Raw genomic sequence first — 12,895 nt, 5'->3', positions numbered from 1 at the left:
CGGCTTGCGGCCCGCCCGGCCTTATCAAGCTATCGAATTGCCTTTGTGCTCTCGACCAGCCGCGCGCTGGTCGTAGCCGTCGCCAGCAGCGTGCCATCCTCGGCCGTCAGCCGTCCCTCGACAAAGGCGACGGTCTTGCCGAGCTGGGTGACATTGGCCTCGCCCGTGATCGGCCCCGGCCTGGCGGGGCTGAGAAAATTCACCGTCATGGTGATGGTTGCGGTGTAGAGCCTTCCCTCGGTCATGGCGAACACCGCAGGCCCCATGGTGTCGTCGAGCATCGCCGAAAGAATGCCGCCCTGCACGAAGCCGGCCGGGTTACAGAACTCCCGCTTGCCGTCGAATCCGATACGGATCCAGCCGTCCTTGGGACGCGCGTCAAGCAGATGCCAGCCGAGCAATTTGGAAGATGGCGGGGCGGTGAAATTGTCGAAGACAGTGCTGATCATGGGAACCTCCGTGAGGCTCCCTCCTAACGCAGCCCTCCTGCCAGCATGGTGTCAGCAGCAAACAGTCTCGCATCTTCAAATGTCCAGCCCGTGGGCAATCGCCTTGCGCATCACATTGGGCAACGCCTCGTCGGCGAGCGTTGCAATCGGCACCCAGCGCATGCCCGCAGGTGGGCGCGTGCGCGCGGCGACATCGGCGGTGTAGATCACGAGCTCGAGCGGAAAATGCGTGAATACGTGAGTGACGACGCCGGTCTTGCGGTGCCAGCGCGTCACGCCGTTGACCTGAGGCGCCTGCTTCAGCGCCATCTTGTCGTCCTGCCCGGCGAGCCAGGCCGAGCCGGGTACTTCCGTCATACCGCCGAGCAGGCCTTTCTCCGCCCGGGTGCGAACGAGGAGTTCGTCGCCGCGGGTGACGATGAAGGCGGCTCCGTGGCGCAGCGTTCCCGCTTTCTTCGGCGCCTTGCGCGGAAAGGTCTCTTGATCGCCGCGCAGGCGAGCGGCGCAATCATCATTCAGCGGACACAGCGCGCAAGCCGGCTTCTTCGGAGTACAGATCGAGGAGCCCAAATCCATCAGCGCCTGCGCGCTATCGCCGGGGCGGGAAGGCCCCAGCAACGTCTCCGCCAATTCCCCGATCAGCGGCTTCGCCTGCGGCAATGGCTCCTCGACCGCGTAAAGCCGCGACACCACGCGCTCGATATTGCCGTCGACCGGCATGGTTCTGATATCGAAAGCGATCGCTGCGATGGCCTTTGCCGTGTAAGGCCCGATTCCCGGCAATCGGCGCAGGCCTTCCTCGGTATCGGGAAATATCCCGCCATGGTCACGCAGCACGGCGACCGCGCAGGCATGCAGATTGCGCGCGCGCGAATAGTAGCCGAGCCCGGCCCACATCCGCAGCACGTCATCCAGCGACGCGCGGCCGAGCGCAGCGACATCGGGCCAGCGCGCCAGAAATTTCTCGAAATACGGCCCGACCGTTTTGACGCCGGTCTGCTGCAGCATGATTTCCGACAGCCAGACCCGATACGGATCGGCCCGCTCGCCCGCTGCCGCCCGCCACGGCAAGCGACGGCGATGACGGTCGTACCAATCGAGCAGCAGCGCGGGGCGGGAACCGCTTCCGGCAGGTACTGCCTGTCGTTTGATTTTTGCGGCCGCGGACGACGTCATCCACCTACTTTAGTGCTGGAACGCAAATCTCTCCACGTCATGCCCGGGCTTGTCCCGGGCATCCACGTCTTTCTTGCGTTGATCGGATACGTGGACGGCTGGGTCAAGCCCGGCCATGACGAGGTTGCACTGGCGATTTCTACCGCAATTGGCGCCGTGTTATAGAGCCCCATGGCAAAACCCCTCCCGATCTCGGCGAAACCTCTCTCCGTCCTGCTCAGCGACGTCTTTTCCGACGCCTATGCCAAGCAGGGATTTGCCGCACGCGAACTGGTGACGCGCTGGGCCGAGATCGCCGGCTCCGAGATCGCCGCCCATTCCGAGCCGCTCAAGATGCAATGGCCACGGCCGGTGGAGGGGCAGCCGCAGGAACCGGCAACCCTGGTACTGCGGGTGGAGGGCCCGATGGCGCTGGAGATCCAGCATTCCTCCGACGTGATCCTGCAACGGGTCAACCGCTTTTTCGGCTGGAGCGCGGTCGGCCGGCTGGCGCTGCGGCAGGCGCCGCTGTCGCGGCGAAATCGCCCCGCGCCGCCCCGCGCGCCCGACCCGAAATCGGTCGCGAAGGTGGCCGAAACCCTGTCCGCCGTAGAGGATGAGGAACTGCGCGCTGCGCTGGCCCGGCTCGGCGCCTCGATCAAGCGAAATTGAGCCCACAGCGCGGCACGACCGCCACGACCCGCCATTGCCACAACTGGCGTTTCAAGCTAGCGAAGGCTTCTTTTTCGCAGTTCTTTCGGGCGTGAACGCGCCATTCGGGAGCAGACTTTGATGATCACGCGCCGCGCCTTCACCACCGCTCTCTCGCTGACCGGGCTTGGCCTGTTCGCCGGCTTCTCGCCGCTGCGACTGATCACCGATGCGATGGCGCAGAGCCCCGCTGACGTCGCCAAGCCGCAGTCGCTGCCCGACATGGCGCTCGGGCCCGCCAACGCGACCGTGACCATCACCGAATACGCCTCGATGACCTGCCCGCATTGCGCCGCGTTCGGCGAAAAAGTGTTCCCGAAGATCAAGTCGGAATTCATCGACAGCGGCAAGATCCGTTACGTGTTCCGCGAATTCCCGCTCGACATCAAGGCCGCCGCCGGATCGATGCTGGCCCGTTGCATCGCCAAGGATGACGCCCCGAAATATTTCACCGTCATCGATCTCCTGTTCAAGCAGCAGAACGACTGGGTGGCGAAGAATACCACGGAGACGCTGATCCGGATCGGCAAGCAGGCCGGGCTTACGCAAACGCAGGTCGAGGATTGCCTGAAGGATCAGGCGCTGCTCGACAAGATCGCGGCCGACCAGAAATATGCCGCCGAGGTGCTGAAGGTGCAGTCGACGCCTACCTTCTTCATCAACGGCGAGATGATCAAGGGCGAGCAGAGCTTCGAGGAGTTCGCAAAGCGCATCAATGCAATGCTGAAGAGCTGATTCGCGCGAACCGGATTCATTCGCGCTCGTAAGTCCAGCAAAAGGCGCCACACAAGCGCCTCAAATCCCTTGGGAAAAGCCCGCGGGGGCGTTGCTCTCCGGCCTCGGCCTCGCCATTGTCGCGGCTCATAAGCGCCGCAACGGGCGGCTCATCCACACTGACATTGCCTTCTATGGTATTGTCACGGCAGGGAGATTCGCGCCCGGCCAACAGAGAATTGTGTTCATGAAACTCACGCGCCTCCGCCTCCACGGTTTCAAGTCGTTCGTCGAACCCACTGATTTCATGATCGAACCCGGCCTCACCGGCGTGGTCGGACCGAACGGCTGCGGCAAATCGAATCTGGTCGAAGCCTTGCGCTGGGCGATGGGCGAAACTTCGCACAAATCGCTGCGCGCCGCGGACATGGATGCGGTGATCTTCGCCGGTTCCGGCAACCGTCCGGCGCGCAACCACGCCGAAGTGACGATGACGATCGACAATGCCGATCGCACGGCGCCGGCCGCCGTCAATGACAGCCAGGTGCTGGAAATCTCCCGCCGCATCGAGCGCGAGGCCGGCTCGGTCTATCGCATCAACGGCCGCGACGTACGCGCCCGCGACGTGCAGATCCTGTTTGCCGACGCCGCCACCGGCGCGCGGTCGCCGGCGCTGGTCCACCAGGGCAAGATCGGTGAGATCATTCAGGCCAAGCCCGAGCAGCGCCGCCGCGTGCTGGAAGATGCCGCCGGCGTCGCCGGCCTCCACGCCCGCCGCCACGAGGCCGAGCTGCGGCTGAGGGCTGCCGAAACCAACCTCACCCGCGTCGAGGACGTGATCGGGCAACTCTCCGGCCAGATCGACGGGCTGAAGAAGCAGGCGCGGCAAGCGATCCGGTTCCGCGAAGTTGCGGCCAAGGTGCGCAAGGCGGAGGCCACGCTGTTCCACCTGCGCTGGCTGGAGGCCAATGCCGACGTCGCGGAAGCCGCGCATACGCACGACGTCAACGTGCGCGAGATGGCCGAGCGCACCCGCGAGCAGGCCGAAGCGGCGCGTATCCAGGCGATCCGCGCTTCCGAATTGCCGGCCTTGCGCGAAGGCGAAGCTCGCGCCGCGGCGGGACTGCAGCGCCTCACCAACGCCCGCGAACAACTCGACCGCGAGGAAGAGCGCGCCAAGGAGCGTGTCGCCGAGCTCGACCGGCGGCTGAATCAGTTCACCGCCGACATCGCGCGCGAACAGCAGCAGACATCCGATGCCGAGATCGCTCTGCAGCGCCTCGACACCGAGGACGCCGAGCTGAAGGAAGAGATCAAGTCACGCGTCGAAAAGCGTTCTGGCGTCGACGAGCGCGTGTCGGAAGCGGAAGCGACACTGGCCGCGGCCGAGCGCATGTTCGGCGAACTGACCACGGCGCTCGCCGACCTCACCGCCAAGCGCAACCAGTTAGAGGCCGGCGTGCGCACCCATCGCGACCGGCTGGCCCGGCTCGACCAGGAAATTGCCACCGTCCAGGCCGACGAAGAAAAGCTCGCGCAGGAGACCGGCAATCTCGGCGACCTCGACGCGCTCGCCGCCGCCATGGAGACCGCGCAGGAAACGCTGGCCGTATCCGAAGCGGCAGCGCAAGCCAACGAGACCGGCCACATCGCCGCACGGCAAAAGCTCGAAGCTTCCCGCGCCCCGCTCACCGAGGCCGAAAAGCGCGTGCAGCGGCTCGAGACCGAAGCGCGCACGATTTCAAAACTGGTCAATGTCGAGACCAAGAATCTGTGGCCGCCGATCATCGACGGCGTCACCGTCGCCAAGGGCTATGAGAAAGCGCTCGGCGCCGTCCTCGGCGACGATCTTGACGCGCCCGTCGATCCCTCCGCGCCAATGCGCTGGACCAATGCCGGTGCAAGCTTCGACGATCCGGCCCTGCCGGACGGCGTGGAGGCGCTGGCTGCGCATGTCGAGGCGCCGGCCGAACTGGCACGCCGTCTCGCGCAAATCGGCGTCGTGCCGAAGGAGCGTGGCGCGGAGTTCGTTTCGCAATTGAAGACCGGCCAGCGGCTGGTCTCGCTGGAAGGCGACGTCTGGCGCTGGGACGGCTTTGTCGCCGCCGCGCATGCGCCGACCGGTGCCGCTCGGCGTCTGGCCGAACGCGCCCGCCTGGTTGATATCGAACACGAGCTGGACCAGGCCCGCACTGACGCCGCTGCCAAGCGGCAGGCCCTGGATGACGCCGAGGCGGAACTGAAGATGGCATCCGCTGCCGAAACCGCCGCCCGCGAGGCCTGGCGGGCCGCGCAGCGCGAGGCCGATGCGGCGCGCGAGCGCCATGCCGCGACCGAGCGCGAGATCAATCGCCACGCCGCGCGCAAATCGGCGTTGACCGAAGCCCATACCCGTCTTGCCGCCGACCGCAGTGAAGCGGAGGCCGCGCATGAGAGCGCCACTGCCGCGCTGACCGAACTGCCGCCGACGGATGAGACGGAAGCGAAACTGAGCGCCGTTCGCACCGAGATCGACGGACACCGACGCTTTGCCGCGCAGGTGCGGGCCGAAGCCCAGGCGCTAGCGCGCGAAGCTGAATTGGCCGACAAGCGCGTACAGGCGATCACGGCCGAACGCACCGAATGGCAGAACCGCAAGCAAAGCTCGGCCTCACAGGTCGCCACCGTCGAGGCGCGCATCACCGAAGTAACGGCCGAGCGCGCCGAGCTTGAAAATGCACCGGCCGTGTTTGCCGAAAAGCGCCGCGCGCTGATCAACGAAATCGAGTCTGCCGAAGGCGCCCGCCGCGTCGCCGCCGACGCATTGGCCGCCGCCGAAAGCCTGATGGCGGAGACCGATCGCGCGGCCAAGGCATCGCTCGAAGCGCTCTCCTCTTCCCGCGAGGCCTGCGCCCGCGCCGAGGAACGCATGGAGGGCACCAAGCGCCGGCTTTCCGACATCGAGCGCGAAATCCACGACATGCTCGAAGTCGAGCCGCACGCCGTCGCCACGCTCGCCGAGATCGAGCCCGGTGCGGAATTGCCGCCGCTTTCCGAAATCGAGGAAAGCCTCGAAAAGCTGCGCCGCGACCGCGAGCGCCTTGGCGCTGTCAATCTGCGCGCCGAGGAAGAATTGCGCGAGGTCGAGACCCAGCACACGGCGCTGACCACCGAACGCGACGATCTGGTCGAAGCCATCAAGCGGCTGCGCCAGGGCATCCAGAGCCTCAACAAGGAAGCCCGCGAGCGGCTGTTGACCTCGTTCGAGACCGTCAACGAGCACTTCAAGCGGCTGTTCGTCGAACTGTTCGGCGGCGGCGAAGCGGCGCTTCATCTGATCGAGAGCGACGATCCGCTGGAAGCCGGCCTCGAAATCATCGCCAAACCACCCGGCAAGAAGCCGCAGACGCTGTCGCTGCTTTCGGGTGGCGAGCAGGCGCTGACCGCGCTGGCGCTGATCTTCGCGGTGTTCCTCACCAACCCGTCGCCGATTTGTGTGCTGGACGAAGTCGACGCGCCGCTCGACGACCACAATGTGGAGCGGTTCTGCAACCTGCTGCACGAGATGACCTCGTCGACGGAAACCCGCTTCATCATCATCACGCACAACCCGATCACGATGGCGCGGATGAACCGGCTGTTCGGCGTCACCATGGCCGAACGCGGCGTCTCGCAACTGGTCTCGGTCGGCCTCGACGACGCCGTGAAGATTTTGGATCAGAACGTGGCGTGAGGCAGTTCGCCTGCCCAGTTGACGTCATCATCCGCGAAGGCGGATGATCCAGTACACCGCGCTGTCCGTGATCGTCACAGCCGCCTCGGCGTACTGGATGCCCGCCTGAGCCTGTCATCGGGCTCGCCGAAGGTGAGACCCGGTGGCGAGCATGACAGGAAACGATGACCTCACCCGATCTCCCCGCCGAACTGAAAGCCGCGCTCGATGGCAAGCTGCGGGGTTTTTCGCGCAGCGACGCCGCCGGCCGCGCAGCCGTCATCTCGAAAAACTACCGTGAAGGACGCGGCTCCACGACCGTCCGCTCAGAGACGGACGCGCTCGCCTATGCGCTGGCGCGGATGCCTGCAACCTATGCCGCGGTCACGGCCAGCCTGAACGCATTCGTCGAGAACAGACCTGACTTCGCTCCAAAGACCCTGCTCGACGTCGGCGCCGGGCCGGGCACGGCCTCCTGGGCAGCCGCCGAAGCATTCCCGTCGCTAACAGGTTTCACGCTGCTGGATGCCAACGCGGCGTTGCGCACGCTGGCGCTGGATCTGGCGCACGACAGCACCCGGTTACGCGGCATCGGCTACCAGCTCGGCGAGGCCCGCGCCGCGCTTGCCAAAGCGGATACGGCAGACCTTGTCGTGGCGAGCTACATGATCGGCGAGATCGGCGAAGCGGAGCAACGCGCGCTCGCCGAACTGTTGTGGCAGAAGACCCACGACACGCTGCTCGTGGTCGAACCAGGCACGCCCGCCGGCTATGCCCGGATCATTGCGCTGCGCGCGCACCTGATCACGCTGGGCGCACATGTCGCCGCCCCCTGCCCGCACGACAGCCAATGCCCGCTACAAGCACCGGACTGGTGCCATTTCACCCAGCGCCTGCAGCGCTCACGCGCGCACAAGCAGGTCAAGGGCGCAGAGCTGCCATACGAGGACGAAAAATTCTCCTATGTCGCGTTGACGCGCGCGGCGGTGGAACGGCACCCCTCTCGCGTGCTGGCGCAACCGATCGTCACCAAGGTCGAAGTAACGGCGAAACTTTGCACGCCTGAAGGTCTCAGCTTCGCGAAAATGCCCCGCCGCGCCAAGGCGGATTATGCCCGTGCGCGCCGCTGGCGGTGGGGCGATGCGGTGATCGAGGAGAGCTGATCTATTACCGGTCGCGTGCCCGGACGCTGCGCAGCGCGCCGCGCTTGCGGCGTGATGCGCAGCAGAGCCGGGGCCCAGCTCTGCTGGCGACAGTGGGTCCCGGCTCTGCGGTGCACCGTCAAGAGACGCTGCACCGCGTCCGGGACACGCAAACCGACACAATCCGGTCTTGAACTTATCCCGCCCCACTTCCGACTAAAGCCATGCCCCACCTCACGGGCGGGCTGCCGCACGCCCCGGTTTTCGTCTAGGTTCGCTGTCTTTCGTCCCCCTTAGGAGCTCTCCATCATGTCGACCGGCTGGATCGTTCTCGGCGTCATCGTCATCATCGTGCTGTTTGCCTTCGCTGCGTATAACCGCCTGGTCGCGCTCAGCCAGCGTGTCGGCCAGGCCTTTGCCGATATCGACGTGCAGCTCAAGCAGCGCCACGACCTGATCCCGAACCTGGTCGAGACCGTGAAGGGCTACGCCTCGCACGAACGCGGCACGCTCGACGACGTCATCAAGGCGCGCAATTCCGCGATGTCGGCGCAGGGACCGGCCCAGGTATCGGCTGCGGAGAACCAGTTGAGCGGCGCGCTCGGCCGGCTGATCGCGCTGTCGGAGGCCTATCCGGACCTCAAGGCCAACGCCAATTTCCAGCAACTTGCCAGCGAGCTCTCCGACCTCGAAAACAAGATCGCGGCGAGCCGACGCTTCTTCAACAACGCCGTCCAGGAATACAACACCGGCATCCAGCAGCTTCCGGCAGCACTGTTTGCCGGCATGTTCGGCTTCACCCGCAAGGAATTCTTCGATCTCGGCACCAGCCGCACCGAAGTCGAGACAGTGCCGAGCGTGAAGTTCTGAACGGATGAGAACTCACTACCGCCGTCATTCCGGGGCACGCCAAAGGCGTGAACTATGGTGCGCAATTACGCACCTGAGAATCTCGAGATTCTCCGATGTGCAATTGCACATCGTAGTTCGCCGCTTCGCGACGCTCCGGAATGACCGTGGTTAGCGAAAGTCCATCATGGCCGCGTATGGTCTCTACACGCATATCGCATCGAACAAGTTTCGTTCGATGCTGCTGCTCGCCGGGCTATTTCTGCTGATCTACGTGCTGGTCTTCGCCGGCGCGCTGGTTGCGGAAGTGGTGCTCAATAGCGGTGCTTCACTCAACTATTATCTGACGCGCGCCTCGCGCGACCTGATCTCAGCCCTCCCCTATGCGACAATCATCGCCGCCTTGTGGATCGTGATCGCCTATTTCTTCCACCAGAACATGATCGACGCCGTGACCGGCGGCGAGAGCGTGACGCGGCAACAGCAGCCGCGGCTCTATAATCTCCTGGAAAACCTCTGCATCTCGCGCGGCATCACGATGCCGAAGCTGAAGGTGATGGACAGCCCGGCGCTGAACGCCTTCGCCACCGGGCTCAACCGGCGGCAATATTCCATCACGGTGACCTCGGGCCTTCTGCAGGCGCTCAACGACCAGGAGATCGAGGCCGTGCTCGGCCACGAGCTCACGCATATCCGCAACGGCGACGTGCAGTTGATGGTGATCGCCATGATCATCGCCGGCGTGGTGGGATTCTTCAGCGAACTGTTCTTTCGCACGTTCACCAACCTGTCGTGGAACTCGACCGGCAGCGATTGGTCTTCATCTTCATCCTCCTCCTCCTCATCATCATCGTCCTCTTCTTCGTCCGACCGCGGCAAGGGAGGCGGCGGCGCCATCATGGCGATCATTATTGCGGTGGTGCTGATCCTGCTGGCCTGGCTGCTGTCGCAAGTCGTCAAGCTGGCGCTGTCGCGGTCGCGCGAACTGTTGGCCGACGCCGGCTCGGTCGAACTGACCAAGAACCCCGACGCCATGATCACGGCGCTGCGCAAGATCGAAAATCGCGGCGAGCTGCCCGGCGCGACGTCTGCGGTCATGGAGCTCTGTGTCGACAATCCGCGCGAAGGCTTTGCCGACCTGTTCGCGACCCATCCGTCAGTCGACCGGCGCGTCAAGGCGCTGGTGCAGTTTGCCGGTGGCCGTGATCCCGGCCCGCTCGCCCTCCCGTCCGATACGGCGGATGAACCCAAGTCGGAGGAATCGGCCACGGAGCAACTCCAGCCGCCGGTTCCCCCCGGCCCGTGGAGCGACGCCAGCGAGCCTGCCGGCGTTCCGGGCGCCCGCTCCGGCCCCCTGGACGGCCCTTGGGGCCCGCATCGCTAAACAGCGCCCGCCGACGCGCGGGATTAACGAATTCCGTGCGGAATAATGGCGACGGCCGTCTAATGAATTGAATTCTCCCTTGTTTCTGCCATGTTCGCGCCCAAAGCAGGGAATGGGGCAAGCCGGCCGCTCCCGCGGTCGGAACTGCTGTTCAAGGGAATTCCATGGCAAAGCCAGTCGTGATTGTGGTGGGCGCGGACAAGGGCGGGGTCGGCAAGACGACCGTGTCGCGGACGCTCCTGGACTATTTTAGCGCCAATAACGTGCCGACCCGGGCATTCGATACCGAATCGCCGCGCGGTACCCTGAAGCGCTTCCACCCCGACATCACCGAGATCGTCGACATGACGACGACATCGGATCAGATGAAGATATTCGACACGCTGAGTGCCGGGCCTTCGGTGACCGTAATCGACGTCCGCGCCGGACTGCTGTCGCCGGCGCTGGCTTCGCTCCGCGACATCGGCTTTCTCGATGCCGCGAAGGCCGGGCAGATCACCTTTGCCGTGTTCCACATCCTGGGCCCCTCGATCGCCTCGCTGGACGAAATCGCCGAGACCGCGAACTTCATGCACGGTGCCAAATATTTCCTGGTGAAGAACTTCATCAACGACACCCAGTTCTTCCAGTGGGATCAGTCGACCTACAACTCCTACTTTCACCGCATCAAGGACGCCACCGACCTCACGATCCCCAAGCTCAATGAGATGGCCTATGAGCAGGTCGAGGTTTCCTCGGTGCCGTTCCTCAAATTCGTCGCCAACAAGGGCAAGGACGACGAGGCCGCGAACTATTCGTTCGTGCTGCGCGGCTATGTCCGGCACTGGCTCGCCAACGTCTGGAGCGAGTTCGACCGCATCAAGCTGACCGATCTCGTCGGTGCCAAGCCTGGCGTGCGCGGCGGCGAAAAATAGTCGGATAGCCGCCGCGACGGGGCTGGATTAGGCGAAAAATTCCTTTGATATAGCGGGTGATGAGCTCCACGCCTGTCTACATCATCTGCTCGCCCCGGCCGCTAGTCGGCAAGACGCTGCTCGCGCGCCTGTTGAGCGAGTTCCTGCTGCTGAAGGATGGGACGGTATCTTCCTTCGACATCAACCTGAAGGAACCATCACTGCTGGAATATCTGCCGCGCATCACCGAGACGGCCGACGTGATGGACACCTATGGCAAGATGCAGCTCATGGATCGCCTGATCGTCGACGACGGCGTCGCCAAGGTGATCGACCTCGGCTTTCATGCGTTCGACGAGTTCTTCAAGATGATCAACGAGATCGGTTTCCTCAAAGAGGCCGCACGGCGTGGCGTGGCGCCGATCATCCTGTTCGTGGCCGATACCGACCGCGTTTCCGCGCGCGCTTATTCGACGTTACGGGAGCAGATCCCGCTGAAAGCGCTGATTACGGTCGACAACGAGTATGTGGTGCGTGGCGAACTGCCCGAGGCGATGGGCCTGGGTCGCGTGCTGCGCATATCGGCGCTGCCCTCGTTCCTGAAAACCTATATCGACCGGCTGACCTTTTCCTTCACCAACTACCTGCGCAACGAGCGGGACTCGTCGACCGAGCTGCATCAGTGGATCCGCAGGAACTACACCTGTTTTCGCGAGCTCGAGTTCAGCCTGCTCCCGCAGCGGCCGTGAAGCCTCCACGACGGCAAATATTACCCGGGTAATATTGACGCTGGGCGGCCAGTCTGTTAGTGCCTCCTCCTACCCCTGACCATTTCCCGCGAGGCATCCCGTGACATCAGCCAGAAAGGCAGCCATTGCCGCCTACAAGGAGCGGAAGACCATCGCGGGGGTCTTCGTCATCCGCTACAAGGCGACCTCCGGGACATGGGTCGGCCAGACGCCCAATCTGGAGAAAATCCAGAACCGCATCTGGTTTTCGCTGCGCCAAGGGAGCCACCCCTGCCGCAGCCTGCAGGCAGCGTGGGCCGCGCACGGCCCCGACAGCCTGACGTTCGAGGAGTGCGAGCGGCTGGAAGAGGAAGAAGTGCCTTACATCCGCGACGCGCTTTTGAAGGAGCGCGCGCTGCATTGGCGGTCCCAGCTCGGCGCTGTGGCGGTCTGAAACCGCGCGGACACAATTAGCGGTCGTCGTCTCTGCGAACGCAGGTTGAGGCGAGATGGCTGACGTTCTTCTCACAACGAGCAAGGGTGGTTATGGATCCCTGCGTTCGCAGGGACGACGTGGGGAGAGTTCTTGCGAAGAAACCTCTAATGCCCCTCGAACGCCATCAGCGTGCGCACCGGCACTTCCATCGCGCGCAGCTTGGCGGCGCCGCCGAGATCGGGCAGATCGATGATGAAGCAGGCCGCGACCACGTTGGCGCCGATCTGGCGCAGCAATTTCACCGCGCCTTCCGCGGTGCCGCCGGTGGCGATGAGATCATCGACCAGGATGACGCGCTCGCCAGGATGGACGGCGTCGGCATGCATTTCCATTTCATCGAGGCCGTATTCCAGCGAATAGGCGATCCGCACGGTGGTATGCGGCAGCTTGCCTTTTTTCCGGATCGGAACAAAGCCGGCGGAAACCTGATGCGCGACCGCGCCGCCGAGGATGAATCCCCTCGCCTCGATGCCGGCGACCTTGTCGATCTTCAATCCCGCCCAGGGCTGCACCAGCTCATCGACCGCACGCCGAAAGGCACGCGCGTCCGCCAGCAGGGTCGTGATGTCGCGAAACAGGATACCCTTTTTCGGGTAGTCCGGAATGGTGCGGACGGTGGCCTTGATGTCGTGATCGAATGTCATTGGTGCTTATCTCGCTTTCAATTGTCCCCAATGTCATTG

The 12,895-nt window shown here is 64.3% G+C and carries 12 protein-coding genes; 9 read left to right on the top strand and 3 right to left on the bottom strand.

What is annotated here, in order from left to right; translation table 11 throughout:
* Window positions 1-29: 29 nt before the first annotated feature.
* Together V1278_RS11765 and mutY are read right to left on the bottom strand one after the other, a co-directional pair.
* Window positions 30-449 (bottom strand): PaaI family thioesterase, encoded by a 420-nt coding sequence (locus tag V1278_RS11765; RefSeq protein ID WP_334364460.1) that lies wholly within the window; start codon window positions 447-449, stop codon window positions 30-32.
* A 75-nt stretch (window positions 450-524) separates the two neighbouring features.
* Complete coding sequence (mutY, locus tag V1278_RS11760) at window positions 525-1,625, bottom strand: A/G-specific adenine glycosylase (protein ID WP_334380811.1); 1,101 nt, start codon at window positions 1,623-1,625, stop codon at window positions 525-527.
* Between the two features lie 171 nt (window positions 1,626-1,796).
* Between mutY and V1278_RS11755 the strand changes: the two genes are divergently transcribed.
* The 9 genes from V1278_RS11755 (at window position 1,797) to V1278_RS11715 (ending at window position 12,170) form a co-directional block, all read left to right on the top strand.
* The gene (locus tag V1278_RS11755; RefSeq protein WP_334380810.1) at window positions 1,797-2,276 is read left to right on the top strand and encodes a DUF721 domain-containing protein; all 480 of its coding nucleotides are present in this window, start codon (window positions 1,797-1,799) and stop codon (window positions 2,274-2,276) included.
* Window positions 2,277-2,393: 117 nt separating this feature from the next.
* Window positions 2,394-3,050, top strand: coding sequence for a DsbA family protein (locus tag V1278_RS11750; RefSeq protein ID WP_334380809.1), 657 nt, complete (start codon window positions 2,394-2,396; stop codon window positions 3,048-3,050).
* Between the two features lie 226 nt (window positions 3,051-3,276).
* The gene (gene smc, locus V1278_RS11745) at window positions 3,277-6,741 is read left to right on the top strand and encodes a chromosome segregation protein SMC (protein ID WP_334380808.1); all 3,465 of its coding nucleotides are present in this window, start codon (window positions 3,277-3,279) and stop codon (window positions 6,739-6,741) included.
* A gap of 164 nt (window positions 6,742-6,905) precedes the next feature.
* On the top strand, window positions 6,906-7,883 hold the full coding sequence (locus tag V1278_RS11740; protein ID WP_334380807.1) for a small ribosomal subunit Rsm22 family protein: 978 nt from the start codon (window positions 6,906-6,908) through the stop codon (window positions 7,881-7,883).
* Between the two features lie 288 nt (window positions 7,884-8,171).
* Window positions 8,172-8,732 (top strand): LemA family protein, encoded by a 561-nt coding sequence (locus V1278_RS11735; protein WP_028346966.1) that lies wholly within the window; start codon window positions 8,172-8,174, stop codon window positions 8,730-8,732.
* 166 nt (window positions 8,733-8,898) lie between these two features.
* The gene (locus V1278_RS11730; RefSeq protein ID WP_334380806.1) at window positions 8,899-10,095 is read left to right on the top strand and encodes a M48 family metallopeptidase; all 1,197 of its coding nucleotides are present in this window, start codon (window positions 8,899-8,901) and stop codon (window positions 10,093-10,095) included.
* Between the two features lie 164 nt (window positions 10,096-10,259).
* Window positions 10,260-11,009, top strand: coding sequence for a hypothetical protein (locus V1278_RS11725; protein ID WP_213290309.1), 750 nt, complete (start codon window positions 10,260-10,262; stop codon window positions 11,007-11,009).
* Window positions 11,010-11,068: 59 nt separating this feature from the next.
* On the top strand, window positions 11,069-11,737 hold the full coding sequence (locus V1278_RS11720) for a hypothetical protein (protein WP_334364469.1): 669 nt from the start codon (window positions 11,069-11,071) through the stop codon (window positions 11,735-11,737).
* Window positions 11,738-11,837: 100 nt separating this feature from the next.
* The gene (locus tag V1278_RS11715) at window positions 11,838-12,170 is read left to right on the top strand and encodes a GIY-YIG nuclease family protein (RefSeq protein WP_334380805.1); all 333 of its coding nucleotides are present in this window, start codon (window positions 11,838-11,840) and stop codon (window positions 12,168-12,170) included.
* 146 nt (window positions 12,171-12,316) lie between these two features.
* Here V1278_RS11715 and V1278_RS11710 read toward each other — a convergent pair whose 3' ends face one another.
* Window positions 12,317-12,856 carry an adenine phosphoribosyltransferase gene (locus V1278_RS11710; protein WP_057841738.1) on the bottom strand — a complete coding sequence of 180 codons (540 nt, stop codon included), beginning with the start codon at window positions 12,854-12,856 and terminating at the stop codon, window positions 12,317-12,319.
* Between the last annotated feature and the right edge of the window lie 39 nt (window positions 12,857-12,895).

Origin of the sequence: Bradyrhizobium sp. AZCC 1577 (assembly GCF_036924575.1) — a bacterium.
Classification (GTDB): Bacteria; Pseudomonadota; Alphaproteobacteria; order Rhizobiales; family Xanthobacteraceae; genus Bradyrhizobium.
Note: the sequence above shows the minus strand (reverse complement) of the source record. Positions and strands in the feature narration are given on the sequence as shown.